Source organism: Actinomycetospora chiangmaiensis DSM 45062, from assembly GCF_000379625.1.
Classification (GTDB): Bacteria; Actinomycetota; Actinomycetes; order Mycobacteriales; family Pseudonocardiaceae; genus Actinomycetospora; species Actinomycetospora chiangmaiensis.
Genome location: NZ_KB903229.1, coordinates 65,465 through 89,707 on the forward strand (window position 1 = coordinate 65,465; position 24,243 = coordinate 89,707).

Genomic DNA, 24,243 nt, shown 5'->3' on the forward strand with positions numbered 1-24,243 from the left:
CGGACGCGTCGTTCACACAACAGATCCGGTTTCGGCCTTGGTCGGTGGAACCGGACGCTCCTAGAGTGCGTCGGAGCCCATGAAGGGGCGGGCGCGGTCGGCGGGGCCGCGCGCACCGGTGATCGGGGGTCACCGGGAGCCGTGGGCCGTACGAGGGCGGGATGACGTGGACGACGAGGCGGGCACGAGGAACTGGCGGCACGAGGCGCGCTGCCGCCACGAGGATCCGGACACCCTGTTCGTGCAGGGCGCCCAGCAACGGGACGTGCGGGAGGTCTGCCGGGCCTGCCCGGTGCGCACCGAGTGCCTCGCGCACGCCCTGGACAACCGGATCAAGTTCGGGGTCTGGGGCGGGATGACCGAGCGGGAGCGCCGGGCCCTGCTCAAGCGCCGGCCCGACGTCGTCTCCTGGGCGGCGCTGCTCGACGCCGCCCGACGGGCGGCCCTGCGCCCACCGCAGCCGACACCGCAGGCCCCAGCTGTGGAGGAGTCGTCCCGCCGCGTGGGCTGACGGTTCACGCGAGGGTGACGCCGGGCACGTCCCGGGCGCCCGGGACCTGCCCGGCGTCACCCTCGCGACCGGGCCCGACCCGCCGTCAGGAACGCAGCAGCTCGCCGATCGCGCGCAGCCCGTCGAGGTCGTGCACGTCGGTCGCCATGGCGGGCACGTCCACGATCGGGACGGCCGGATGGGCGCGGGTGAAGCGGGCGAGCACGCGGCGCTCCCGCTCGGCGGTCTCCACCCGGTCGGCGTGCAGGCGCAGGACCGCCGCGGTGGTCGCGTCGCCGCGGGCGGCCTCGAGCGCCTCGGCACCCTCCCGGGCCCGTGCGCCGGAGAGCGTCGCGTGCACCGGGTGGGTCCGGTTGAGCACCATCCCGGCCAGGGGCATGCGCTCGGTGCCGAGCCGTTCGACGAAGTAGGAGGCCTCGCGCAGCGCGTCCGGCTCGGGCGCGGCCACCACGACGAAGGCCGTGCCCGGCGCGCGCAGCAGCTGGTAGGTCGCGTTGGCGCGCTCCTGGAAGCCGCCGAAGAGCGTGTCGAACGCCTGCACGAAGGCCGAGGCGTCGGCGAGCACCTGCCCGCCGAGGATCGTCGACACCGCCTTCGCGAACAGGTTGAACGTCGACCCGACGAGCTTGCGCAGGGCGCTGCCGCCGGCCCGGGCGGGGGCGGAGAGCAACCGGATCATGCGGCCGTCGAGGAACGACGACAGGCGCTGCGGCGCGTCGAGGAAGTCCAGCGCGGACCGCGACGGCGGGGTGTCGACGACGATGAGGTCCCACCGGCCGGTGGCCGCGAGCTGCCCGAGCTTCTCCATCGCCATGTACTCCTGCGTGCCGGAGAAGGACGAGGAGATGGTCTGGTAGAAGGGATTGTCGAAGATCGCCTGCGCCCGGTCGGGCGTGGTGTGCCCGAGGACCATCTCGTCGAAGGTCCGGCGCATGTCGAGCATCATCGCCTGCAGCTCGCCGCCCGCCCCGGGGTCGACCCCGGGGACCACGCGCGGCTCGTTGTCGAGCTCCTCGAGGCCCATCGACTGGGCCAGCCGCTTCGCCGGGTCGATGGTGAGCACCACGACGCGGCGGCCGCGGCCGGCGGCGCGCAGGGCGAGGGCGGCGGCCGTCGTCGTCTTGCCGACGCCACCGGAGCCGCAGCACACGACGACGCGGGTCGCGCGGTCGTCGATGAGCGCGTCGAGGTCCAGGTGCCGGGGACGGCGGCCGCGGGAGGCCCCGGCGTGCCCGTCGCCACCGGGAACGGTCTCAGCGGTCATGGCGCACCCCCTGCTCGCGCAGCAGCTCCGCGAGCTCGTAGAGCCCGCCCAGGTCGACGCCGTCGGCGAGCTCGGGGAGCTCGATCTGCGGCATGCCCGCGGCGTCGAGCCGCGACCGGACACCGGACTCGACGGCGAGCCGCTCGGTGTGCTCGTCGACCTCGGTGAGCAGCCCGCCCACCTCGTCGTCCTTGAGGAACAGCCCGGCGGCCTCGAGGCCGGCGCGCAGCCCGCCCTCGTCGACCCGGTCGGTGACCGGCAGCCGGGCCGGGCGCACCCGGTTCACCATGATCGCGCCGGGCGGCAGGTTGGCCTCCGCCAGCTCGTCGACGGTGTCCAGCGTCTCCTGCACGGGCAGGTCCTCGAGCTGGGAGACGACGTGCACCACGGTCTGCGGGGAGTGCAGCAGCGCGACGACGCCCTCGCTCTGGGTGCGGATCGGGCCGGTGCGGGCGAGGGTGCCCATCGCCTTCGTAACGTCGAGGAACTTGACGACGCGGCCGGTGGGCGGCGCGTCGACGACGACGGCGTCGTAGAGCGGCTGCCGGGGCCCGCGGCCGCGGCGGTCGTCGCCGACCGTGCGCCCGACGCACTCCTTGACCTTCCCGGTGAGCAGGACGTCCCGGAGACCGGGCGCGAGCGTCGTCGCGAACTCGACCGCGCCCATCCGGCGCAGGGTCCGGCCGGCCAGGCCCAGGTTGTAGAACATCTCGAGGTACTCGAGCAGGGCCTCCTCGGCGTCCACGGCGAGGCCGCGGACCTCCCCGCCGTCGGGAGCCACCGCGATGCGCTGCTCGGCGTAGGGCAGCGGTGGGGTGTCGAACAGCTGGGCGATGCCCTGCCGGCCCTCGACCTCCACGAGCAGCGTGCGGCCGCCGCCGGCCGCGAGGGCCAGGGCGAGCGCGGCCGCCAGCGTCGACTTGCCGGTGCCACCCTTGCCCGTCACCACGTGCAGGCGCGCCCCGGCGAGGGCGTCCGGCCACCGCTCGACGCCGGCCTCGTCGAAGAGACCGACACCTCCGGACTGCCGCTGATTGCTCACGGCGACCAGCGTAGGACCGCGTCCCACGGCATGCGGGCCCCGGCCGGAGGGGCTCGGTCACACCCCCTGCGACCGGCGGTGACGCTGCGTACCTGCGAGGTCGCCCCCGGTGTGACGGGGCCCGGAGCGGATCGGGGCGCGGCCGGGAGTGTCGGGGTGGACATCTACCCTCGCGTCCATGAGTGCCCAGACGTGGGAGTACGCGACCGTTCCCCTGCTGACCCACGCCACCAAGCAGATTCTCGACCAGTGGGGCGCGGACGGGTGGGAGCTCGTCACGGTGCTCCCGGGGCCCACGGGCGAGCAGCACGTGGCCTACCTCAAGCGGCCGCTGTCGTGACGAGCCCGACCGCGCGCCTCGCGCAGCTCGGTGTCGAGCTGCCGCCCGTAGCCCCGCCGAAGGGGATCTACGTGCCCGCCAAACGGGTCGGGGCGCAGGTCTGGACCTCCGGGCAGCTGCCGCTGATCGGCGGCGAGCTGCCGGCGACGGGGCTCGTCGGCGCGGAGGTGTCGGTCGACGACGCCGCGGCCTACGCGCGGATCGCCGCCCTCAACGCGCTGGCGGCCATCGACGCACTCGTGGGCCTGGACGCGGTCGCCTCGGTCGCCAAGATCGTGGGCTTCGTGGCGTCCGCGCCGGGGTTCGGCGGCCAGCCCCAGGTGGTGAACGGCGCGTCGGAGCTGATGGGTCAGGTGTTCGGCCCGGCGGGCGAACACGCCCGCTCGGCGATCGGGGTGGCGGCGCTGCCGCTGGGAGCCCCCGTCGAGGTTGAGGTCGTCGTCGACCTCGCGTGAGCTGCGCAGGACGAGTGCCGCGGACCCGCCGCGGCGGTGAGGGGTACGGACGTGGCGAGCACGGGCTCGAACGCAACGGACACGACGGACACCGCCCACGGCGGGTCCGGCTCCCGCGCGTGCCACGACCTGCTGGTCGCCCTCGCCGGTCGGGTGCCCGACACCGCGCTCTGGCGCCTGCGGGACTGGCTCTCGGCGGGAGCGGGCACGGCGCTGCGCACGGCCGTGCCGCGCACCCTGCTGCGCCACCGCGTCGGGGTGACCGACGCCGAGCGCGACCTGCTCCGTGAGGCGGTCGCGGCCTGGCGCGGGTCGGCGCGGCTGGTCGACGCCGTGCTGCACGTCGACGCCGCCCCCGAGCCCGCCCCGGTCTTCGGCGAGCCCGGTGCCGCGCCGTGGGACGCCGCCGACCTGGTGCTGCGGGCCGTGGTGCCCGCCACGGGCGACGTCGGTGAGGTCCGCCGGGCGTGGCGCGCCGGGTCGCGTGTGGTGCTCGTCAGCGCTGCCGGGGACCTCGCCGCGCTGACCGGGATCGTGCAGCGGACGCTGCGCGCCCACGGTGACGCCGCCCCGTGCGTGGAGGTCATCGGCGCGGGCACCCTGACGACGGGCTACCACCGCGCGGCGCTCGCCGCGTCGGACGTCCTCTGGCGGGCCGATGCCCCCACGGCCGCCGACGCCCCCGATCACGCACGACTGCCGGATCCGCGCTCCGGTGTCGTGTCGTCACCCCCGGAGCTGGTGCGTCATGGCTGAGGCCGGAGTCCCGCATCCCGACGGGCCGCGGCAGGAGCCGCACACGCCCGACGTGCCCGATCGGCCCGTGCGGGCCCGCGGCGGTCGCGACCCGGTGGCGCTCGCCGCGTGGCGCCGGGTCGCCGAGCAGCGGCGGCGCTCCACCGGCGGCGAGGACCCCGGCGCCGTGGCACAGCCCGAGCCCGTGCCCGGTGCCGAGCCCGATCTCGAGCCCGTCACCGGGCTCGCCCCGCCCGCCGACGTCGCGGAGCCGGCGCACGTGGAGGTCCCGGAACCGGCCCTGCCCGTCCGCTCGCGTCCCCTCGACGCCGCGCTGCGCGATCCCGCGGGCGACTCCCCGCGGGACGGCGTACCGGGCCGCGGGGCCGAGGTGGTCGGGTCGCCCGCCGCCCGTCCCGACGACGGCCCGCCCGCGCCGGGTCGGCTGCACGAGGTGCTGCTCGGGCTCGCCGGGCGGATCGACGACGACGCGCTCACCGCGGTCCGCGAGATGGTGGCGGCCGAGGACGACGCCGAGGCCGCGGAGCTCCTCGGCGGCTGCCTGCTCGCCGACGAGGTCGGCCTGAGCCCCGACGAGCGCGGCGTCCTCGCTCCCTGGTTCGCCACCGCCCGCGTCGACCCCGACCTGCTCGCCGGGCTCCCCGTCGACCCCGACGCCCTGCGCCGCTCGGGGCACCGCTTCGTCCCGACGACGGCGGGGGTGGCACCCGCCGCCCCGCTCGCGCGGGCCGCCCGACGGCTCTCCGGCGTGGTCTCGGTGCGCGAGAGCTGGCGGGTCACCCCGGCCGGCGCCGCGCCCGGCCCCATCCCGCACCGCGTGGTGCTCGTGGAGACCGCCGAGCCCGACGACTGCGACCACGTGGTCCACCACCTCGCCCACGCCGCCCGCGGTCTCGGCGGCACCTCCGTCGAGGTGTTCGCCGCAGGTGTCGCGCTGCCCGCCTACCACCGCGACGCCCTCGCCGCGGCCCGGCCGCTGACCGCCGACCCGCTGCCCACGCGCGTCGCCGACAGTGCCCTGGACTCCGGCCGGGACGTCGTGCGGGAGGACGGCGAGACGTGGCGCACCGTCGCCGACGCGGGGACGGCGCACGTCGCCCCGCAGGCCCCGGTGCTGGACGGCGGGGCACCCGTCGACGTCCCGCCGGCCGCGCCGCCCCGGGCGCCCTCGCCGGAGCCCACGTCGGACCGCTCGTCGGAGCCCGAGCCGGAGCCCGAGAGTGCCGACAGCGTCGAGGATTTCGCTGTCGAGCCGGAGCCGACCGGGGCGGGGCCCACCTCGATCGACGACGACCTGTCGCTCACCGCCCGCCGCATCGCCGCGCTCTGGGCCCGCCCGGCGCCCGAGGACTTCGCGGCGCCGTTGCCCGCGGAGTCGCTCGAGCAGACGCAGCTCGAGCCCGACGCCGAGCCCGACGCCGGGTCGGTGCCGGTCGGGCTGCCGCCGACGGACGACCGGCAGCACGGAGCTGACGACGAGGACGACGAGGCCGGGGACGTCGTCGACGGCCCGGTCGGCCGGCACGGCCGACCGGCAGCGATCGCCCCGGGCACCGACGCCGTCGCCCGGCCGCAGCCCAGCCCGGCGCCCCGGCTCAACGGTCACCACCTCGGCGACCACCCCGCCGCGGAGGAGGCCGACCCGGGGGCGCCGACGCCGCCCGACGGTACGGCGATCGACCTCGAGGACGACGCGGCCCAGGTCCAGCGCGCCCGGCACAGTCGGGGCCGGGCCGAGGCCGACCCGCCCGCCCGCTTCGGGCACGACGCCCGCTACGGCGCCGGTCCCGGCCCCGCGTGGCCCGGCGCCCCCGTGACGGGTGACGGGCCCGGGTCGGACGCGGTGTTCACCTCCCCGGTGGAGATCGGTGAGGAGCCGGTGACGCTCGGAACGAACGGGCACCGCCACGACGCGGTGCCCGTGATCCCGCCGGAGCCCGACGAGCCTGCGACCGGCCCGATCAGCTGGGCCGCCGCCCCCCGCCCCGGGCGTGTCCCGGCGGACGACGCCCCGCCGGTGCGCCCCGTCGGCGACGTCGCCCCGCCGGTGCGGCCCGTCGGCGACGTCGCCCCGCCCTGGGCCGCGGCCGACGGCGCGGGCTGGGCGCAGGAGCAGGCCACGTGGCCGTCGCCCGCCCCGGTGCCGCCGGGGTACCGGCCGCCGCACGAGCCCCCGGCCGCCCCGTCGGAGCCGGAGACCACCGGGAGCTGGGCGCCCGACACCGACGACTCGGTCGCGCAGCTCTCCGACCGCGAGCGCGAGCTGCTGGCCCGGCTGCACGAGGAGCTGGCCCAGCGTGAGCGCGCCGAGGGCGCCGACCCGTTCGCGGGCCCGTCCGGGCGGCCGCAGCCACCCCAGCCGCCCCAGGCACCGCAGCCCCCACGCTCGGCCGGTCCGCCTCCGGAGCGGCGCAACGGCCAGGGCCCGCCGCACGGCCGCACCAACGGGCACGGCCTGCCCGGCGGACCCGACCCGTCGTCCTGAGCCGGGGGACGCCCGTGCCTCTAGGGTCGCCGACGTGTCCGACACGCACCCGGCGTACGAGGTCCTGCGTCCCGTGACCACGGCGGCGGGGGTGGTCCTCGCCGACAACCCTTCCGGCATGACCCTGGACGGCACCAACAGCTGGGTCCTCCGGGCGCCGGGGAACCACGGGTGCGTGGTCGTCGACCCCGGGCCGGACGACCCGCACCACCTCGGGCGGCTCCGCGAGCACGGGCCGGTGGAGTTGGTCCTGCTGACCCACCACCACCTCGACCACTCCGAGGCGGCGCGCACGTTCGCGGAACAGACGGGGGCCCCGGTGCGCGCGCTGGACCCGACGCTGTGTCTCGGGGCCGAGGGGCTGGGCGCGGGGGAGACGGTCGGTGCGGCGGGCCTGGACATCCGGGTGGTCGCGACGCCGGGCCACACCCGGGACTCGCTGTGCTTCGTCGTCGACGGCGACGGGTCCGTCCTCACCGGCGACACCGTGCTCGGTCGGGGCACGACCGTCCTGGGCGACCACCACGGGGCGCTCGGCGACTACCTGCGCTCCCTCGACCGCCTCGCCGCCCTCCCGGCCGGCACCACCCTGCTGCCCGGGCACGGCCCGGATCTCCCGGACGCGCCGCGGACCGCGCGGGAGTACCTGGCCCACCGCGAGCAGCGGCTGGAGCAGGTCCGGGCGGCCCTGCGGCAGCTGCCGGCGGATCCGGAGCCGCGTCAGGTCGTCGAGATCGTGTACGCGGACGTCGACGAGTCGCTGTGGCCCGCCGCCGACATCTCGGTCGCCGCGCAGCTGGCGTACCTGCGGGGCGCCTGACGGCCCGTGAGTCCTTCTCCGTGCCCTGGCACGGAGATGGACTCACAGGGCGACGTCACCGGGCGCGGCGCGCCAGACGGTCCGGCTCGAGGATGAGGACGCTCTTGCCCTCGAGGCGCAGCCAGCCGCGGGCGGCGAAGTCGGCGAGGGCCTTGTTGACCGTCTCGCGCGAGGCGCCGACGAGCTGGGCGATCTCCTCCTGCGTCAGGTCGTGCGTGACGCGGAGCAGGCCGGCCTCCTGGGAGCCGAAGCGCTGGGCGAGCTGCAGCAGCGCCTTCGCCACCCGGCCGGGGACGTCGGTGAAGATCAGGTCCGCGAGGAGGTTGTTCGTCCGCCGCAGGCGGCGGGCGACGACCCGCAGCAGCTGCTCGGCGATCTCCGGGCGCTGCGCGATCCACTCCTTGAGCGCGGTGCGGTCCATCGAGTAGGCGCGGACGTCGGTGACGCACGTGGCCGTCGACGTCCGGGGGCCGGGGTCGAAGATGGACAGCTCGCCGAACATGTCGGACGGGCCGAAGATCGACAGCAGGTTCTCGCGCCCGTCCGGCGAGCGGCGGCCGATCTTGACCTTGCCGCTCTGCACGATGAACAGGCGATCGCCGGGCTCACCCTCGTTGAAGATGACGGTGCCCCGCGGGAACTCGACGCGATCGAGCGACTCCGTCAACACCTCGATGGCGGCCGGATCCACTCCCTGGAAGATCCCTGCCCGCGCCAGTACCTCGTCCACCGTCGTCCGCTCCTCGCCGACTCTTGAGACCCCCACGGGCCCGGGCATCCTGCACCCGAGGACTCCGTTGTGTCACCAGTCACGTCTGCCGCAAGTCTAATCGCGTGCATGGTCATGATCACGCAGCACGCGGCCGACGATCCCCGGATCTAGCCCTGTTCCGTCGTCGTCCGCGAGGCATGCCCCCCGAATGGACGACCCTACCCGCCGACTATGACGCCGCTGGGTGAGCGTCAGACGCCGGTGGTGCTCCGGCCGGTCGGCTCGGACGCACGGCCGCCACGGCGGGGCGTCCCGGTGCGCTTGCCGAGGTTGCGCAGCCGGAAGAGGGTGAGGGCGCCGCCGATGCCCTGGCGGAAGAGGGCCTTCACCTCGTCGGGCCGGGCGCGCTCGAGGAAGTCCTCGACCTCGTCCTCACGGACGGTGCCCGAGCGCAGTCTCGTCTCCAGGCGCTCCATGCCCAGGGCGAAGACCATGATGAGGAGAGGGATGAGGATCGCGATCCAGGCCGTCATGGTGCCTCGCATCGTCCCGCACCCACGGTGCGGAGCGGGCACCGGGGGTCCTCGGCGTGTCGCGGGGTGCTCCCGGGCCGTCACGGTGTCGGAGGTCTTCTCTACCCTGGTCGAATGACCTCGGGTGTGACGCCTGCTGCGACGAAGCCGGGCGAGACGCACCTGGGGCTCGTGCGGCGGGCCCGCCGGATGCACCGCGCGCTCGCGGCCGCCCACGTCGACGCGCACTGCGAGCTCGACTTCACCTCCCCGCTCGAGCTGCTCGTGGCCACGGTGCTCTCGGCGCAGACCACCGACGTCACGGTCAACCGGGTCACCCCGGCGCTCTTCGCGCGGTACCCCGACGCCGCCGCGTACGCGGGGGCCGACCGCACGGAGATGGAGGAGATCCTCCGTCCCACCGGCTTCTACCGGGCCAAGACCAACTCGGTCATCACGCTCGGGCAGGCCCTGGTCGAGACCTACGGCGGGGAGGTCCCGGGGCGGCTCGAGGACCTCGTGACGCTGCCGGGGGTCGGCCGCAAGACCGCGAACGTCGTCCTGGGGAACGCGTTCGGCGTCCCGGGCATCACCGTCGACACGCACTTCGGCCGGCTCTCCCGCCGGTGGGCGTGGACGGCGTCGGAGGACCCGGTGCAGGTCGAGAAGGAGGTGGGGGAACTCGTCGAGCGCAAGGACTGGACGATGCTGTCCCACCGCGTGATCTTCCACGGGCGCCGCGTCTGCCACGCGAAGAAGCCCGCCTGCGGGGCCTGCTCGATCGCGAAGGACTGCCCGTCGGCGGGGATCGGGGAGACCGACCCGGCGAAGGCGGCCAAGCTCGTCAAGGGGCCGGAGGCCGACCACCTCCTCGCCCTCGTCGGTCTCGAGCGGTGACGCGCACCGAGGTCGGATCGACCCTGCTCGTCCTCATCCTCGTGGTCGTCGGCGTCATCGCCCTCTGGCCGCGCGACTCCGCCTCCGGTCCCGACGCCGGGTCGGCGCCGGCGAGCAGCACGGCTGCGGTCGGTACTGCCGACCCGCAGGCGCTCACCGACGCGCGCACGCGGGCGGGGCTCGCGGAGTGCCCCACCCCGTCGTCGGGCCGGGCCGGAGCCCCGCTGGCGGGACTGACGCTGGACTGTCTCGGGGCCCCGGGCCAGGTCGACCTGGCGGCGGCGCTGCCGGGCCGGGTGACGCTCGTGAACCTCTGGGCGTCGTGGTGCGGCCCGTGCCGCGAGGAGATCCCGGCGATCGCCGCCTACGCCGCCCAGCCGGGCGCCGCGGCGGTGCTCGGGGTCGACGTGGCGGACACGCCCACGGACGCCCTGGCCCTGATGTCGGCCCTCGGCGCGCGGTATCCCTCGGTCTCCGACCCCGACCAGGTCGTCGGCCGCCGTCTCGGCGCGGCCCCGGTGCTCCCCGCGAGCGTGGTCGTCCGCGCCGACGGCACCGTCGTGCCGCTGCCGGCGCAGGTCTTCGCCACCCCGGAGCAGGTGCGCGCCGCCGTCGCGGGAGCGGCCGCGTGAGCGGGCTGCTGCGCCCGCAGGCGGCCCCGGACTGGCTGGCGGGCCTCGTGGCGGCGTGCGGCCGCACGACGCCCGACGACGTGCCGTTCCGGCGGCGGCCGGGCGACCACGGGCGCGAGGCCGCCGTGGTGCTGCTCTTCGGCGACGACGACGCGGCGGGCCCCGACATCGTGCTCACCGAGCGCGCCGCGGACATGCGCTCGCACGCGGGGCAGGCGGCGTTCCCCGGCGGCGGGCTGGAACCGGCCGACGGGACCGGGCTCGACGGGCTCGTGACGGCGGGCCTGCGCGAGACCGAGGAGGAGATCGGCGCCGACCCCGCCGGGATCGTCCCGCTGACCACGCTCCCGCCGTTGACCATCCCGGTCTCGGGTTTCGCGGTGACCCCGGTGATCACCTACTGGGCGGCGCCCGGGCCGATCGGGGTGGTCGACCCCGCCGAGACCGCCGCCGTGGTGCGCGTCCCGCTCGCGGAACTCACCGACCCGGCGCACCGCTTCACGGTGACCTCGCCGGGTGGATACCAGGGTCCAGCTTTCACGGTGCGGGGCCTGCTCGTGTGGGGGTTCACGGCCGGCGTGCTCTCCTGGGTGCTCGACCTCGCGGGGTGGACCGTCCCGTGGGAGCGCAGCGACGTACGCGATCTCGGCGAGGCGTGGGCCCGCCGGCACGAGGGAGAAGCGATCCGATGAGCTGGGTCGACATCGTCGTCGTGCTGCTCGCGATCGCCGCGGCGATCTCCGGTTGGCGCCACGGCCTCGCGGTGGCCGCCCTGTCCTTCCTCGGCGTCATCGGCGGCGCCCTGCTCGGCCTGAAGCTCGCGCCGCTGATCGTCGGGCTGTTCACGGGCGACACCAGCCGGGTCGTCGTGAGCGTGCTCATCGTCATCGCGCTGGTCGCCCTCGGCGAGACGCTCGGGGTGTACCTCGGGCGTGCGGTCCGCGACCGGATGCGCCTCAACTCCGTCCGCACGGTCGACTCCACGTTCGGCGCCGTGCTGCAGGCCCTCACCGCGCTCGTCGTCGCCTGGCTGATCGCGCTGCCGCTGGCCTCGTCGTCGAACGTGGCGCTGTCGTCGGCCCTGAAGAACTCGGCGGTGCTCTCCACCGTCGACTCGGTGATGCCCTCCACGCTGCGGTCGCTGCCGAACGAGCTGCGGGCGATGTTCGACGCGTCCGGGTTCCCCGACGTGCTCTCGCCGTTCTCCCCGACCCCCGGTGTCGCCGAGGTGTCGGCCCCCGACGAGGGTCTGGTGCGCGACCCGGTGGTGCAGCGCGCCCGGGCGAGCGTGCTGAAGATCCGGGGGCGGGCGCCGTCGTGCTCGCGGGCCCTGGAGGGCACCGGCTTCGTCATCGGCAGCGAGCGCGTCATGACCAACGCCCACGTCGTCGCCGGCACCAACGAGGTGTCGGTGGAGGTGCCGCGCTCCGGCGGCGGGGCCGACACCGAGGCCGCCCGGGTCGTCTACTACGACCCCGAGGTCGACGTCGCCGTGCTCGCCGTACCGGGCCTCGAGGCGCGCTCGCTGCCCATCCAGTACTCGGGCGCCGAGACCGGCGACAACGCCGTGGCCCTCGGCTACCCGCTCGACGGGCCGTTCTCGTCGAGCCCGGCGAAGATCCGCCAGCGGATCCAGCTGCGGGGCCCCGACATCTACGACTCGCAGACCGTCACCCGTGACGTCTACACGATCCGCGGCACGGTGAAGTCCGGGAACTCCGGCGGACCGCTGATCAACCCGCAGGGCCAGGTCATCGGCGTGGTGTTCGGCGCCGCGGTGGACCAGGGCGACACGGGCTTCGTGCTCACGTCCGACCAGGTGCGCGCCGCGCTCGACGCCGCCCCGTCCTCGACCTCGCGGGTGTCGACGGGTAGCTGCGCCTCGTAGGTGCGCTGCGCGCCTGTGAGTACTTTCCCGTGCCCTGGCACGGACAAGTACTCACAGGCTGCGGAGCAGCACCTCGCAGACGTGCCGGGGCGCCTCCTGGTGCGGGAAGTGGCCGGCGCCGGGCACGGTGACCACCTCGTGGGCGGGCGCCCAGCGGGCCGAGTCCCGCACCACCGCCTCCGGCACCCAGGGGTCGAACTCCCCGCGCAGGTGCAGCACCGGGACCTCGACGCCCCGGCCGAGGGCCGCCGCGAACCGTGATCCGTCCGGCCGACCCTGGGAGCGCACGGCCCACCGGAAGTACTCCAGCGAGCAGTGCGACGTGCGCGGCGTGAGCAGGGCCGCGGCGTGCGTGGCGGCGACCCCGGCGAACTCGGGGCTCGCGGGCCAGCCCGCGCCCGCACCCGCCGTCAGGAAGGCCCCGGCCGCGGCGGCGCCGTCGCGGCGCAGGGACCGCTCGGGGAGGCGCGGGAGCTGGAAGAAGGCGACGTCGCGCAGCGGACGCGCCCAGCGCCATGGAGCGCGGCGCACGGCGCGGCGCAGGGCCAGCGGGTGCGGGGTGGCCACGACGGCGAGGCGCGAGACGACACGCGGGTGCAGCGTCGCGAGGGTCCAGGCGACGGCACCGCCCCAGCCGGCCCCCACGACGGCGGCGCGGCGCGCCCCCAGGGCGGGGACCAGGCCGGCGACGTCGCCGGCGAGCGTCCACAGGTCGTAGCCGCGCGGGGGCCGGTCCGACCCGCAGTAGCCCCGCAGGTCGACGGCCACCGCGCGGTACCCGGCCGCGCCGAGCGCGGTCAGCTGGTGGCGCCAGGACCACCAGAACTCCGGGAACCCGTGCAGCAGCAGCACCGGATCGCCCGTGGCCGGGCCGCACTCGGCGACGTGCAGCCGGATGCCGTTGGCGGACACACTGCGGTGCCGCCACGGCCCGGCGAGAGCGGCGGGGTCCTCGGGTCGGCTCAGGTCCGCGGGGAGATGGGCGTCGCGGCGGGAGCGTCGGAGCGGCCGCGGCGCAGGACCTCGACGGACTCCTTGGCGGTCTCGATCGTCCGCTCCGGGGCCTTGATCTTGCGGACCTTGAGGTAGCCGAGGAAGCCCGCGACACCCGCGATGATCAGCATCAGCACGAAGGTGATCGCGAAGCCCGCCCACCGCTGCGTGGGGAAGAGCAGGTTGAAGGCCTCGGCGACGGCGAAGAAGAAGAACCAGAGGCTGAAGAGGGCGACGACGCCGGCCAGCACGAAGAAGATGCTGCCCTGGACGCCCTTCTTCACCTCGCCGGTGATCTCCTGCTTGGCGAGTTCGACCTCCGCACGCACCAGCGTGGAGACGTGCGTGGTCACCTCCTTCACCAGCGCGCCGACGGACGCGTCGCCGTTCTGGCGTGCGGCTTCGGCGTGGAGCGGGATGGAGGGCACCACGGGTGGGCCTCCGGGGGACGACGGCGAGGTCACGGGCCCTCCTGGCGGGTCGGGTCGAGCGGGGGCACATCGTGCCACGACCACGGCGGACGCGATCGGTGACACGACAGCACGGCCCGTGTCTTCCCGATCATCACGAGGTCCAGTCCTGCAGTTGACGCCGGTTACTCGGACGGGGCGCGCCGCAACGCCTTGCGGTCGCTGCGCCGGCGCTTGTCCTCCAGGCGGCGGAGCTTCGCGCCCCGGCTGGGGCGGCGGGCCCGGCGCGACGGCGGGTCGGGTCGCCGGGCCTGGTCGATCCGCTCGACCGCGCGCTCCAGGGCGGCCTCGCGGTTGCGCAGCTGCGACCGGTGTTCGGACGCCGTGACGTGCAGCACGGGGCCCAGCCGCTCGACGAGGCGGTCGGCGTCGGGGAGCTCCGCGAGGTCGACCAGGAGCTCCACGCGGGAGTCGGTGGTGTTCACGCCCTGCCCGCCGGGCCCCGAGGACCGGGAGAACCGCCAGGTCAGGGCACGCTCGGGCAGCAGTCCGATGCTGTCCATGCCTCCAGTGTGCTCATTCTGTCGACCCGTCAATCGCCCCCGTGGCAGGAAAGCGTCGTTGCTGTCATCCAGTGGCAGCAACGCCACATCGACGACCGGGCGCCACCTGGGACGATGAGAGCCATGACCGCCGCGACCACCGACCCGCTCGCGCCGCTGCTCGACCTCCCCGGCGTTGCCGAGGGCGCCGAGTCGATCCGCCGGCACGTCGAGGCCGTGCACGCCCACCGCACCAACCGCCGCGGCTGGCCGACCACCGCCGCCGAGGCGACCGTGCGGGCGGCCCGGGCGTCCGCGGCACTCGACGGCGGGTCCGCCGACCTCCCCGAGGACGGCCCCGTGACCGACCCGGTCCTCGCCGGCGCGCTGCGGGTCGCCGAGGCGCTCGGCGGCCTGCTCCCGACGTGGCGCCGCGCGCCGCTGCAGGCCCTCGCGAAGCTGCACGTGCTCGCCGCGACCGACCGGGTGCCGGAGTCCGAGCTCGGGCGTCCCCGCGTGGGCCCGGAGGTCGGGGCGCGTCTCGACGGCCTCGCGGGCCTCGTCGCCGGCGGCACGTCCGTGCCCGGGCCGGTCCTCGTCGGCGTGGTGCACGGGGAGCTGCTGGCGCTGGCGCCCTTCACCGTCGGGAACGGGATCGTCGCCCGGGCCGCGGCCCGCCTCACCGCGATCTCCACCGGGCTCGACCCCAAGGGCCTCGTCGTCCCGGAGGTCGGCCACCTGCGCGCGCAGGCCGAGTACACGGCCGCCGCGGCGGCCTTCGCCACCGGGACGGGCGACGGCCTCGCCCGCTGGTTCGCCCACGAGGTGACCGCCTGGCGCACCGGCGCCAAGGAGGCGACGGGCATCGCGGACGCGGCCGGCTAGACCGTTCAGCCGCCCGCCCCGTCCCCACCGGCACCGCGGACGGGGGTTGTCCCCAGCGCGGGCGCTCCCGCACCCGTCGTCGGGCAGATCGTCGCACCCTGCGGGACGTGGACGGACGACGAGTGATCCTGCTGTGCGACGACGAGGACCTGGCCGACGAGGCGGTCCGCGTCGCCGCAGCGGCGGGGGTCGAACTGGAACGGGTGCCCGACGCGGTGGCGCTGCGCCGCCGCTGGTCGGGCGCGGCGATGGTGCTGTTGGACGAGGGCGGCGCGGCCGCGGTCGGCGCCGCGGCGGCGCGGCCGGGCCGGCGCGACGGGGTGGTGGTGCTCTGCCGTGGGGAACCGCCGGGCACGGTGTGGGAGCGCGCCGTCGCGGTCGGCGCGGAGCACGTCGTCTCGCTGCCGGAGGGCGAGGACTGGCTGGTCACGTCGCTCTCGGACGCGGCGGGAGGCCTTCCCGACGGCGGGCCGGGGCGGGTCGTGTGCGTCATCGGCGGCCGCGGTGGTGCGGGCGCATCGGTGCTCGCGGCCGCCGTCGCGGTGCGGGCCCGGGACGGCGGCGCCCGCGTGCTGCTGGTCGACTGCGACCCGCTCGGCGGCGGCCTCGACCTCGTGGTCGGGGCGGAGCAGGTCGACGGCCTGCGGTGGCCCGGGCTGGCGCTCGGCGGGGGACGGGTCGCGGCGTCGTCGCTGCACGAGGCGCTGCCGCGGGCGGGCGGGCCGTTGACGGTGCTCGCCTGCGACCGGCACGGGCCCGGACCGGCCCCCGACGCCGCGGTGGCCGTGGTCGAGGCCGGGCGGCGTGCGGGGGACACCGTCGTGTGCGACCTGCCCCGCCACCTCACCGACGCGGCGGTCGCGGTCCTCGCGGTGGCCGACCTGACGGTGCTCGTGGTGCCGGCGGAGGTGCGGGCGACGGCCGCGGCCTCGCGGGTCGCCCGGCAGGTCGCCGAGCACGGCGCGACGCCCTGCGTCGTCGTGCGCGGACCGGCCCCCGGTGGGCTGGCGGGCGAGGACGTGGCGAGCGCCCTGGGGCTCGAGGTCCTCGCCGCGGTGGACGCCGAGCCGGGGCTCGCGGCCGCCCTGGACCACGGGACGGTGCCCGGGGTGCGGCGCGGACCGCTGGCCGACGCGGCGGGTGCGGTGCTGGACGCCCTGGACGCGGCCGGAGGGCCGGCGCTGGCGGCCTGACCGCGCGTGGGCGACCCGGCTCTCCTCGGGGGAGCCGGGTCGTCGTCGTGCGCGCGATCCGTGGCGTACGGAGCAGCGAGTTGTCCCCACCGGCAGTCGGGGGGCCGGTTGTCCACAGGCGCGCGGTCGGTGTTCGCGGCGCGGGGCGGTGCTCCGGCAGCGTCGTCGGTGTCGATCACGGCTGGTCGGTTTCTCGGGGTGGGGGAGGTGCGGGGGATGTCGGACGGTGCGGTGCCGGACCTGGTGGAACGGGTGCGGACCCGGCTCGCGACGGCGGGTGGCGAGGCGGGGGTGGCGGAGCTCGCGGCCGCGGTGCGGGCCGAGGCCCGCGGGGTGGTGGGGGACGCCGAGGTCCTCGCGGCGGTGCGGACCCTGCAGCGGGAGTTCGTCGGGGCGGGTCCGCTGGAGCCGCTGCTGCGCGACCCGGCGGTGTCCGACGTGCTGGTCACGGCGCCCGACGCGGTCTGGGTCGACCGCGGCGCCGGGCTGGAACGGGCCGCGGTGTCGTTCGACGGCGAGGACGCGGTCCGGCGTCTCGCGCAGCGGCTCGCCGCCGCGGCGGGTCGGCGCCTCGACGACGCCAGCCCCTACGTCGACGCGCGGCTGCCCGGGAGCGGGGTGCGCCTGCACGCGGTGCTGCCGCCGGTCGCGGCGGACGGGACGTGCGTGTCCCTGCGGGTGCTGCGCCCCGCACGGCACGATCTCGACGCCCTGCAGGCCGGGGGCACGGTCGACGCGACGGGGCGGGCGCTGCTGGAGGCGGTCGTGGCTGCGCGGCTGGCGTTCCTCGTCGTCGGCGGAACCGGCTCCGGGAAGACGACGGTGCTCTCCGCGCTCCTGGCCCGGGTGCCCGCGTCGGAACGCATCGTCGTGGTCGAGGACGCCGAGGAGCTGCGGCCGGCGCACCCGCACGTGGTGCGGCTCGTCGCGCGGCCGGCCAACGTGGAGGGCGCGGGCACGGTGCTGCTGCGCGACCTCGTCCGGCAGGCGCTGCGGATGCGCCCGGACCGGCTCGTGGTCGGCGAGGTCCGCGGCGCCGAGGTCTGCGAGCTGCTCGCCGCGCTGAACACGGGGCACGACGGCGGGGCCGGCACGGTCCACGCCAACTCCCCACGGGAGGTCCCGGCCCGGCTCGAGGCGCTCGCCGCGCTCGGCGGGATGACGCCCGCGACGCTGCGCAGTCAGATGGCGGCCGCGGTGCAGGCCGTGCTGCACGTGCGGCGGGTGGCCGACGGGCGCCGGGTCCTCGAGGCGGTGGGCGTGCTGCGCCGCACGGAGGGCGACGCCGTCACCGTGGTCCCGGCGTGGGGGCGGGAGGACGGCTGGTCGGTGGGGCGGGCCGACCTCGGGGCGATGCTCGCGGAGCGGGGCGTCAACGCGCCGTGGACGAGCGTCCCGTCGCGGGGTGCGGGCGGCTCCGACCCGTCGCCGCGTCTTCACGCCGGGGTCGCGACGCTGCGGGCGGTGCCGGCGTGAGCACGCCCGCCCTGCTGCTGGGAGCCGCCGCGCTGCTGGCGTGGCCCGGGTCCCCCGCCCCGGTCCGGGTGCGCGCCCTGACCGAGGCCGCGCCGGTGCGCGCGGTCGGGTGGCGTCCGCCGCTGGTCGTGGCGGCACTCGTCGGGGTCGGCGTCGCGGTGCTGCTCGCCGGGCCCGGAGGCGGTGTCGCGGCCGTGGTGGTGGGAGGCGTGCTGTGGCGGGCCCGCCGCGGCCGTCGTCGGGACCGGTCCCGGCGTGAGGCCGTCGCCGGGCTCGCCGAGGGACTCGCGGGGTTCGCGGCGGAGCTGCGGGCCGGGCACCCGCCGGCGGCCGCGGCCGGGGCCGCCGCGCGGGACGCCCACGAGACGTGCGGCCGAACGCTGGCGCTCGTCGAGGCGACCGCCCGGCTCGGGGGTGACGTCCCGACGGCCCTGCGCGAGCTCGCCGCCGTCGAACCCCTCGTCGATGTCCACGTGCGCCGCCTCGCCGACGCCTGGTCGCTCGCCGACCGGCACGGCATCGGACTCGCCGGGCTCGCAGCGGCGGTCGCGGAGGACCTCCGGGCGCGCGCCCGCTTCGAGGGACGGCTCGGCGCGCAGCTCGCCGGCCCCCGCACGACGGCGACGGTGCTCGCCGCTCTGCCCGTCGTCGGCCTGCTCCTCGGGCAGCTGCTCGGCGCCCGGCCGTGGGCGGTGCTGACGGGGTCCGGGCTCGGGCAGGGGCTGCTCGTCGTCGGGGCCGTCCTCGTGGCGGCGGGGCTGGAGTGGAGTGCGCACCTGACGGCACGGGTCGTCCGGTGAGCGCCCTGGTGCTCGCGGTGCTGCTCCTCGCGGCGTCCCTGCTCACCGCGCCGGGCCCGGTCGAGGCCGCCCGCCGCCTCGCCACTCTCGACCGGGAGCCGAACACGCCTCGCACGCGCCGACGCCCGGACCGGCCCGACCCGTGGCGGGAGGCCGGCGGATGGGACGAACTCGCGGCCTGCCTGCGTGCAGGTCTCCCGCTCGGTCTCGCGGTCCGCGCGGTCGCGGAATCCGCCCCGGTGGCGACGGCGACGGCGCTGACCCGGGTCGCCGACCTCGTCGCCCTCGGCGCAGACCCCGTCGCGGCCTGGGGCCCCGCGCTCGACGAGCCCTCGACCACGCGGCTCGCCCGGGCGGCGCGTCGCTCCGCACGCAGCGGGGCAGCGGTCGCGGACGTCGCGGCCACGGTCGCGGCCGACGTGCGGGCGGAGGCCGCCGAGGCGGTCGCCGCCCGGGCCGAGCGCGCGGGCGTGCTGGTCGCCGGCCCGCTCGGGCTGTGTTTCCTGCCGGCCTTCCTGGCGCTGGGGATCGCCCCGGTCGTCATCGGGCTGGCGAGTCCGCTGCTGGAGCGGACATGACGACCGGCGCCCACCCGGGGCCCGGGACGGAAGGAGAACGTGATGGAGAACCCCACGACCGTCGTCGCCCTGCTGGCGGCCCGGCTCACGGCGCTGCTGCGCTCCGACGACGGCATGTCGACCGTCGAGTACGCCGTCGGTCTGGTGGCCGCGGCGGCCTTCGCCGGCCTGTTGATCGTGATCGTCAACGGCGCGGGGGTGCTCGACGCCCTGACCGGACTCATCGAGCGGGCCCTGGCCCCGGCCACCGGCTGATCGATGACGACCGCGGCATGGCCACCGTCGAGGCCGCCATCGCGCTGGGCGCCCTCGTCCTCGTGTTCGCGGTGGTGCTCGCCGGGCTCGGTGCGGTGGTGGCCCGCATCCGGTGCGTCGACGCGGCGGGCGACGGTGCCCGGCGGGCGGCGCGCGACGACGCCGTCGCGGCACGCGATCTCGCCGTCGGCCTCCCGGCCGGTACCGAGGTCACCGTGACGGTCGAGGGCGACACGGTGCGGGTCCGGGTGGCCGTGCCCCCGCTGGGCGGGGCGCTGCGGGGCCTGCACGTGACCGCGGAGGCGGTCGCCGCCCGGGAGCCGTCCGTGGCGGGGCCGACGGGCGCGCCCGACGGTGCGGCGACGGACGAGGGCGCGGCGGACAGGGGTGCCGTGGACGGGCGTGCGCCGGACGGGAGTGCGACGGACGGGAGTGCGCTCCACGGTGCGGCACCGGCCGGTGCTGCGTCGGACGGAGGCGCTGTGGGCGGATCGCCCGCCGGTGACCCGGCGGACACAGCACGTCGGCCTGCACCCCCGGCCGCGGTCCCGCAGGAGCTGCCGCCGTGACGGGCGCGGGGAGGACCGTGGTGTCCGACGACCGCGGAGCGGCGACGGTCGTGGCCGCGGCCATGGTCGCGGCGCTCGTGCTGTTACTCGCGACGGTGCTCGTCCTGGGTGCGGTCGTCGCCACCCGGCACCGGGCGGCGGTGGCGGCCGATCTCGCCGCGCTCGCCGGTGCGGCCGAGGGCGTGCGCGGGCAGCGGGCCGGGTGCGACCGGGCCCGGAGTCTCGCCGCGAGCAACGGCGGGGAACTCCGGTCGTGCGAGTGGCAGGGCTGGAATCTGCAGGTCGTCGTGGCCTCGACCTGCGGATGTCTACCGGTGGGAGGCACCGCCACGGTCCGCGCTCGGGCAGGTCCTGTGGTGAACGTCATGGGTTGAATCGCCGGAGGCTCGGTGACCGATCGTCATCGAACCGTGTCCTCCTCGGACGAGCGGGCCGGTGCTCCCGTCGAGCGGCGACACGGATGGTGCAGCCGGGACGAGTGGTGCGACGACCGTCCACCGAATGCGCGTTCGCCCGCTCGACGGTGCCAGGACGGGCGCTCGGCGTTCCGTCGGGTCCGATGGGCGACGACGGGTGGAAATCAGGTGGGAACCGGCCGTTACTGGTGCAGGAACACCGCACGGGGTGGACCAGTACCGGGAGGACCCGCATGCAGTGGTGGGACAGCTACCGCGCCGTCTACGGCACCGAGCTCCGCGCCGAGGCGATGGTGCTCGCCGACCACGGCTGGGCGGTGGTCCCGGGGACCTTCCCGCAGGGCGAGGTCTGGACGGGGCGCGCCGACGCCCCGCAGGTCGGTCCGGTGCCGGTGCTCGACGACTGGGCGGCGAAGGCGACGATCGACACGGCGCAGATCGCCGAGTGGTGGTCAGGTCTGCCGTACTCGATCCTGCTGCCCACCGGGCTCACCTTCGACGTCATCGAGGTGCCGGCCAGCATCGGGCGACGGGCCGCCGCAGCGCTGCGGGCCGTCGGGGTGCCGGTGCCGATCGCCGCGACGCCGACCGGCGAGTGGCTCTTCCCGGTCCTCCCGGGTGAGCCGCTGCGGCCCGACCTCGCGGGTCGCCCGGGGATGACGCTGCACGGCCGTGGCAGCTACCTCGCCGCACCGCCGTCGACCTTCCCGCAGGGATCGATCCACTGGCGGGTCCGCCCGGCCGTGTCCGGCTGGCGGCTCCCCGACCCCTACAGCGTCCAGGACGCGATGGCCGAGGCCGTCCGCGAGCGCCCGCACCGCGGGCTCGGCGGCAGCTCGACCTACCGTCTGGCGACGGTCGCCACGGGCATCCGCTCGTAGCGACCCGCACCACCACCACAACTGAAGACTCGGGTCGGCCAGGACCGCCGACGACGTCCCGCGGAGCGCGCCCTGCCCCGCTGCTGCCCGCGAGGGGACGTCCCGGTCCGGCAGACCCGCGGCGGTGGGCACCGGTTCACGATGCGGCGCCCGCCCGGCGGCCCGGATGACGTGGCCGCCCGCGTGAGGCGCGCACCGGTGCCCACCGCCGCCCGAGACAGCGCCGCAGGGCGGGTCGAGTCCGACCTCCCCGCCCTGCGGCGTGGCAGACCTCCCCGCGGGCCGGGAGCCCCGAACCCCGGCCCGCGGTGGAACCCACCCCGCTTCCCCGCGGGCCGAGCGTCCCCCGAGGACCTCGGCCCGCGGCGGACCCCACGTCGCCGACCGGCGCTGACGCCCAGCGAGCGTGACGTCAGGCAAGGTCCGCCGCCCTGCGCCGGGGCATGTCACGCTCGGGAGCGGGCCGGCTCAGCCCAAGCGCTCGAGCACGGCCGTGAGCACCGCGATCGCGCCGGCCTTGTCGAGCGGGTCGTTCCCGTTGCCGCACTTGGGGGACTGCACGCACGACGGGCATCCCGACGGGCACTCGCAGTCGGCGATCGCGTCGCGGGTCGCGGTGAGCCACACGCGCAGCGCCTCGTGCCCGCGGTCGGCGAACCCGGCGCCGCCGGGGTGGCCGTCGTGGACGAAGACGGTCGGGCGGCCGGTGTCGGGGTGCAGGGCGGTGGAGACACCGCCGATGTCCCAGCGGTCGCACGTGGCGACCAGCGGCATCAACCCGATCGCCGCGTGCTCGGCGGCGTGCAGTGACCCCGGGACCCGTGCGGGGTCGATCCCGATCGCGGTGAGCAGCGACTCGGAGAGCGTGTACCAGACCGCCCGCGTCGCGAGGGTCCGCTCCGGGAGGTCCAGCGGCACCTGCTCGACGATCTGCCCCGACGGCATGCGCCGCAGGTAGCCGACGACCTGTTCGGTCACCTCGACCGTGCCCAGGCAGACCTGCAGCTCCGGGCCGTCCTCGCACGCGGCCCCGTACGACTCGCACTGCTCGGTGTGCACCACGGCGATGTCGGTGACCGACCGCGACTGGGTGGTCCACTCCGGTTCCTCGGCGTGGACGTGGGCGATGTTCTCCTCGAGGTCCAGGGAGTCGACCACGTAGCTCACGCCCTGGTGCAGGTGCACCGCGCCCTCGTGCACGGTCGAGTGCGCGGCCCCGGGGTCGACGGTGCCCAACATGCGGCCGGTGTCGGTCTCGACGATCACCACCTGCTCGCCGCCCGAGCCGCGGATGTCGACGCCGTGGTGCGGGGTCTCCGTGGGCAGCGCCCAGAACCACCCGCCGCGACGGTGCCGCAGCAGGCCCTCGGCGACGAGATCGGCCAGGACGTCCCCGCTGCCCGGGAACACCTCGGCCACGTCCGCGGCGGTCAGCGGCATCTCCGACGCGGCGCAGGCCAGGTGCGGGGCCAGCACGTAGGGGTTGGTCGGGTCGAGCACGCACCGCTCCAGGGGCGCGCCCAGCAGGGCGGCGGGGTGGTGGACGAGGAAGGTGTCCAGCGGGTCGTCGCGGGCGACCAGCAGCACGAGCGCGTCGTCGCCGGAGCGCCCCGCCCGCCCGGCCTGCTGCCAGAACGATGCCCGCGTGCCCGGGAAGCCGGCGACCACGACGGCGTCGAGCCCCGCGATGTCGATGCCCAGCTCGAGGGCGTTCGTGGTGGCGACGCCGCGGAGCTCCCCGGTCAGCAACGACTGCTCGAGCGCGCGCCGCTCCTCGGGCAGGAACCCGGCGCGGTAGGCCGCGACCCGCCGGGCGAGGTCGGGGTCGACCTCCGCGAGCACCCGTCGCGCCCCGAGTGCGGTCAGCTCCGCGCCACGCCGCGAGCGGACGAACGCGAGCGACCGGGCGCCCTCCACCACGAGGTCGGCGAGGATCCGGGCGGTCTCGGCACCCGCCGAGCGCCGCACTGGCGCGCCGTTCTCCCCGGTGATCTCCTCGAGCAGCGGCGGCTCCCACAGCCCGACCGCCCGGGCGCCGCGGGGCGAGGCGTCCTCGGTGACCCCGACGACGTCGAGCCCGGTCAGCGCCGACGCCGACGCCGCCGCGTCGGACATGGTGGCCGAGGCCAGCACGAACACCGGCTTCGCCCCGTAGCGGGCGCACACCCGACGCAGCCGCCGCAGCAGCAGCGCGACGTGGGACCCGAACACCCCGCGGTAGGCGTGGGCCTCGTCGATCACGACGAATCGGAGCCGGCGCAGGAACGTCGTCCAGCGCCCGTGCCGGGGCAGCACCCCGCGGTGGAGCATGTCGGGGTTCGTGAAGATCCACCGTGCGGTGCGGCGGATGGCGTCCCGCTCGGCGTACGGGGTGTCCCCGTCGTAGGAGGAGGCCCGCAGGCCCGCCTCGCCGCCCGGGTCGAGCGCCCGCGCCGCCCGCAGCTGGTCGGCGCCGAGGGCCTTGGTCGGCGAGAGGTACAGCGCGGTCGCGCGCGGGTCGGCCGTCAGGCCCGCGACCACCGGCAGCTGATAGGCCAGCGACTTGCCGGACGCGGTGCCCGTGGACACCACCACGTGGCGGCCCGCCCAGGCGTGCCCGGCGGCCTCGGCCTGGTGCCGCCACGGCTCCGGGATGCCGCGCGCGGCGAGCCGGGCACGGACGTCGTCGGGAACCCACTCCGGCCACGGCGCGCGCCGGCCCTCCCGCGCCGGGACCACCTCGGCGTGCGTGAGCGGGTCCTCGCCCTGCGGCGTCCCGGCCAGGACCCGGCGCAGCAGCGCCGTGCCGCGCCCGTCGTCGGGAATCCCCTCCGCTCGCTCGAGGGCGCCCACCGTGCTCACGCCGTCGAGAAAAGCACACGACCCCGACAGCGCTCTGAGCCGGGAAAGAGCCGCATCTCACAGCTTGATCGGGAACCGGGCCCGACGGCT

Annotated in this window: 27 protein-coding genes; 19 read left to right on the forward strand and 8 right to left on the reverse strand. The window is 76.6% G+C overall.

Annotated elements, in window-relative coordinates:
* Positions 1 to 166 precede the first annotated feature (166 nt).
* Complete coding sequence (locus A3CO_RS0113655; RefSeq protein ID WP_018332806.1) at positions 167 to 511, forward strand: WhiB family transcriptional regulator; 345 nt, start codon at positions 167 to 169, stop codon at positions 509 to 511.
* Between the two features lie 85 nt (positions 512 to 596).
* Here the strand turns inward: A3CO_RS0113655 and bagB are convergent, their stop codons facing one another.
* Together bagB and bagA are read right to left on the reverse strand one after the other, a co-directional pair.
* On the reverse strand, positions 597 to 1,775 hold the full coding sequence (gene bagB / locus A3CO_RS0113660; RefSeq protein WP_018332807.1) for an ATPase BagB: 1,179 nt from the start codon (positions 1,773 to 1,775) through the stop codon (positions 597 to 599).
* Positions 1,765 to 2,817: an ATPase BagA gene (gene bagA, locus A3CO_RS0113665; RefSeq protein ID WP_018332808.1), complete on the reverse strand. Its 1,053-nt coding sequence runs from the start codon at positions 2,815 to 2,817 to the stop codon at positions 1,765 to 1,767. The genes bagB and bagA overlap by 11 nt, the downstream gene beginning before the upstream one ends.
* A 178-nt stretch (positions 2,818 to 2,995) precedes the next feature.
* On the opposite strand from bagA, the gene sp36 reads away from it, so the two are divergent.
* From sp36 to A3CO_RS0113690, 5 genes are read left to right on the forward strand one after another with little or no spacing between them, the layout of a single operon-like run.
* On the forward strand, positions 2,996 to 3,157 hold the full coding sequence (gene sp36 / locus A3CO_RS39040) for a Sp36 family protein (protein WP_018332809.1): 162 nt from the start codon (positions 2,996 to 2,998) through the stop codon (positions 3,155 to 3,157).
* Positions 3,154 to 3,612 carry a RidA family protein gene (locus A3CO_RS39045; RefSeq protein WP_018332810.1) on the forward strand — a complete coding sequence of 153 codons (459 nt, stop codon included), beginning with the start codon at positions 3,154 to 3,156 and terminating at the stop codon, positions 3,610 to 3,612. Before sp36 ends, A3CO_RS39045 begins: the two co-directional genes overlap by 4 nt.
* Positions 3,613 to 3,663: 51 nt before the next feature.
* A complete protein-coding gene (locus A3CO_RS32115; protein WP_018332811.1) occupies positions 3,664 to 4,368 on the forward strand; it encodes a hypothetical protein in 705 nt (234 codons plus the stop codon).
* Complete coding sequence (locus A3CO_RS35840) at positions 4,361 to 6,853, forward strand: hypothetical protein (protein WP_157647548.1); 2,493 nt, start codon at positions 4,361 to 4,363, stop codon at positions 6,851 to 6,853. The genes A3CO_RS32115 and A3CO_RS35840 overlap by 8 nt, the downstream gene beginning before the upstream one ends.
* A 34-nt stretch (positions 6,854 to 6,887) precedes the next feature.
* Positions 6,888 to 7,673 carry an MBL fold metallo-hydrolase gene (locus A3CO_RS0113690; protein WP_018332813.1) on the forward strand — a complete coding sequence of 262 codons (786 nt, stop codon included), beginning with the start codon at positions 6,888 to 6,890 and terminating at the stop codon, positions 7,671 to 7,673.
* A 55-nt stretch (positions 7,674 to 7,728) separates the two neighbouring features.
* Here A3CO_RS0113690 and A3CO_RS0113695 read toward each other — a convergent pair whose 3' ends face one another.
* Entirely contained in the window at positions 7,729 to 8,403 is a 675-nt protein-coding gene (locus A3CO_RS0113695) for a Crp/Fnr family transcriptional regulator (RefSeq protein WP_026204588.1), read from the reverse strand.
* 233 nt (positions 8,404 to 8,636) lie between these two features.
* Entirely contained in the window at positions 8,637 to 8,918 is a 282-nt protein-coding gene (locus A3CO_RS0113700) for a hypothetical protein (protein WP_018332815.1), read from the reverse strand.
* A 114-nt stretch (positions 8,919 to 9,032) separates the two neighbouring features.
* Here A3CO_RS0113700 and nth point away from each other — a divergent pair, with 114 nt between their 5' ends.
* The 4 genes from nth to A3CO_RS0113720 are packed head-to-tail and all read left to right on the forward strand — an operon-like array spanning position 9,033 to position 12,314.
* Complete coding sequence (nth, locus tag A3CO_RS0113705) at positions 9,033 to 9,794, forward strand: endonuclease III (protein WP_018332816.1); 762 nt, start codon at positions 9,033 to 9,035, stop codon at positions 9,792 to 9,794.
* Positions 9,791 to 10,426, forward strand: a complete 636-nt coding sequence (locus tag A3CO_RS0113710) for a TlpA family protein disulfide reductase (RefSeq protein ID WP_018332817.1) — start codon at positions 9,791 to 9,793, stop codon at positions 10,424 to 10,426. Before nth ends, A3CO_RS0113710 begins: the two co-directional genes overlap by 4 nt.
* Entirely contained in the window at positions 10,423 to 11,118 is a 696-nt protein-coding gene (locus A3CO_RS0113715) for an NUDIX hydrolase (protein ID WP_018332818.1), read from the forward strand. Before A3CO_RS0113710 ends, A3CO_RS0113715 begins: the two co-directional genes overlap by 4 nt.
* Positions 11,115 to 12,314, forward strand: a complete 1,200-nt coding sequence (locus A3CO_RS0113720; RefSeq protein WP_018332819.1) for a MarP family serine protease — start codon at positions 11,115 to 11,117, stop codon at positions 12,312 to 12,314. The genes A3CO_RS0113715 and A3CO_RS0113720 overlap by 4 nt, the downstream gene beginning before the upstream one ends.
* 51 nt (positions 12,315 to 12,365) lie before the next feature.
* On the opposite strand, the gene A3CO_RS37530 is transcribed toward A3CO_RS0113720, so the two are convergent.
* The 3 genes from A3CO_RS37530 to A3CO_RS0113735 form a co-directional block, all read right to left on the reverse strand.
* Positions 12,366 to 13,226, reverse strand: a complete 861-nt coding sequence (locus A3CO_RS37530; protein ID WP_018332820.1) for an alpha/beta fold hydrolase — start codon at positions 13,224 to 13,226, stop codon at positions 12,366 to 12,368.
* 50 nt (positions 13,227 to 13,276) lie between these two features.
* Positions 13,277 to 13,771, reverse strand: a complete 495-nt coding sequence (locus tag A3CO_RS37535) for a phage holin family protein (RefSeq protein ID WP_026204589.1) — start codon at positions 13,769 to 13,771, stop codon at positions 13,277 to 13,279.
* Between the two features lie 131 nt (positions 13,772 to 13,902).
* Positions 13,903 to 14,280 (reverse strand): peptide chain release factor-like protein, encoded by a 378-nt coding sequence (locus tag A3CO_RS0113735; RefSeq protein WP_018332822.1) that lies wholly within the window; start codon positions 14,278 to 14,280, stop codon positions 13,903 to 13,905.
* A 123-nt stretch (positions 14,281 to 14,403) separates the two neighbouring features.
* Between A3CO_RS0113735 and A3CO_RS0113740 the strand changes: the two genes are divergently transcribed.
* From A3CO_RS0113740 to A3CO_RS32130, 9 genes are all read left to right on the forward strand, one after another.
* Positions 14,404 to 15,144, forward strand: coding sequence for a hypothetical protein (locus A3CO_RS0113740; protein WP_018332823.1), 741 nt, complete (start codon positions 14,404 to 14,406; stop codon positions 15,142 to 15,144).
* A 107-nt stretch (positions 15,145 to 15,251) separates the two neighbouring features.
* Entirely contained in the window at positions 15,252 to 16,337 is a 1,086-nt protein-coding gene (gene ssd, locus A3CO_RS0113745; RefSeq protein ID WP_157647550.1) for a septum site-determining protein Ssd, read from the forward strand.
* Positions 16,338 to 16,553: 216 nt separating this feature from the next.
* Positions 16,554 to 17,813, forward strand: coding sequence for a TadA family conjugal transfer-associated ATPase (locus tag A3CO_RS0113750; RefSeq protein ID WP_033414438.1), 1,260 nt, complete (start codon positions 16,554 to 16,556; stop codon positions 17,811 to 17,813).
* Positions 17,810 to 18,613: a type II secretion system F family protein gene (locus A3CO_RS0113755; RefSeq protein ID WP_026204590.1), complete on the forward strand. Its 804-nt coding sequence runs from the start codon at positions 17,810 to 17,812 to the stop codon at positions 18,611 to 18,613. Before A3CO_RS0113750 ends, A3CO_RS0113755 begins: the two co-directional genes overlap by 4 nt.
* Complete coding sequence (locus A3CO_RS0113760) at positions 18,610 to 19,191, forward strand: type II secretion system F family protein (protein ID WP_018332827.1); 582 nt, start codon at positions 18,610 to 18,612, stop codon at positions 19,189 to 19,191. Before A3CO_RS0113755 ends, A3CO_RS0113760 begins: the two co-directional genes overlap by 4 nt.
* Before the next feature lie 42 nt (positions 19,192 to 19,233).
* Positions 19,234 to 19,446, forward strand: a complete 213-nt coding sequence (locus A3CO_RS0113765) for a DUF4244 domain-containing protein (RefSeq protein WP_018332828.1) — start codon at positions 19,234 to 19,236, stop codon at positions 19,444 to 19,446.
* A 17-nt stretch (positions 19,447 to 19,463) separates the two neighbouring features.
* Positions 19,464 to 20,015, forward strand: a complete 552-nt coding sequence (locus A3CO_RS39050) for a TadE family type IV pilus minor pilin (RefSeq protein WP_018332829.1) — start codon at positions 19,464 to 19,466, stop codon at positions 20,013 to 20,015.
* 20 nt (positions 20,016 to 20,035) lie between these two features.
* Positions 20,036 to 20,389 (forward strand): Rv3654c family TadE-like protein, encoded by a 354-nt coding sequence (locus A3CO_RS0113775; RefSeq protein ID WP_018332830.1) that lies wholly within the window; start codon positions 20,036 to 20,038, stop codon positions 20,387 to 20,389.
* 275 nt (positions 20,390 to 20,664) lie between these two features.
* A complete protein-coding gene (locus tag A3CO_RS32130) occupies positions 20,665 to 21,312 on the forward strand; it encodes a bifunctional DNA primase/polymerase (protein ID WP_018332831.1) in 648 nt (215 codons plus the stop codon).
* 468 nt (positions 21,313 to 21,780) lie between these two features.
* Here the strand turns inward: A3CO_RS32130 and A3CO_RS0113785 are convergent, their stop codons facing one another.
* Positions 21,781 to 24,153 (reverse strand): DEAD/DEAH box helicase, encoded by a 2,373-nt coding sequence (locus tag A3CO_RS0113785; RefSeq protein WP_018332832.1) that lies wholly within the window; start codon positions 24,151 to 24,153, stop codon positions 21,781 to 21,783.
* Positions 24,154 to 24,243: the final 90 nt, after the last annotated feature.

What these genes read in the sequence shown, in the direction of transcription:
- sp36 (WP_018332809.1), top strand. Translation starts at nt 2,996, where the DNA reads ATGAGTGCCCAGACGTGGGAGTACGCGACCGTTCCCCTGCTGACCCAC.
- A3CO_RS0113765 (WP_018332828.1), top strand. Translation starts at nt 19,234, where the DNA reads ATGGAGAACCCCACGACCGTCGTCGCCCTGCTGGCGGCCCGGCTCACG.
- A3CO_RS0113740 (WP_018332823.1), top strand. Translation starts at nt 14,404, where the DNA reads ATGACCGCCGCGACCACCGACCCGCTCGCGCCGCTGCTCGACCTCCCC.
- bagB (WP_018332807.1), bottom strand. Translation starts at nt 1,775, where the DNA reads ATGACCGCTGAGACCGTTCCCGGTGGCGACGGGCACGCCGGGGCCTCC.
- A3CO_RS0113720 (WP_018332819.1), top strand. Translation starts at nt 11,115, where the DNA reads ATGAGCTGGGTCGACATCGTCGTCGTGCTGCTCGCGATCGCCGCGGCG.
- nth (WP_018332816.1), top strand. Translation starts at nt 9,033, where the DNA reads ATGACCTCGGGTGTGACGCCTGCTGCGACGAAGCCGGGCGAGACGCAC.
- A3CO_RS32130 (WP_018332831.1), top strand. Translation starts at nt 20,665, where the DNA reads ATGCAGTGGTGGGACAGCTACCGCGCCGTCTACGGCACCGAGCTCCGC.
- A3CO_RS0113750 (WP_033414438.1), top strand. Translation starts at nt 16,554, where the DNA reads ATGTCGGACGGTGCGGTGCCGGACCTGGTGGAACGGGTGCGGACCCGG.
- A3CO_RS0113735 (WP_018332822.1), bottom strand. Translation starts at nt 14,280, where the DNA reads ATGGACAGCATCGGACTGCTGCCCGAGCGTGCCCTGACCTGGCGGTTC.
- A3CO_RS39050 (WP_018332829.1), top strand. Translation starts at nt 19,464, where the DNA reads ATGGCCACCGTCGAGGCCGCCATCGCGCTGGGCGCCCTCGTCCTCGTG.
- A3CO_RS0113700 (WP_018332815.1), bottom strand. Translation starts at nt 8,918, where the DNA reads ATGACGGCCTGGATCGCGATCCTCATCCCTCTCCTCATCATGGTCTTC.
- A3CO_RS35840 (WP_157647548.1), top strand. Translation starts at nt 4,361, where the DNA reads ATGGCTGAGGCCGGAGTCCCGCATCCCGACGGGCCGCGGCAGGAGCCG.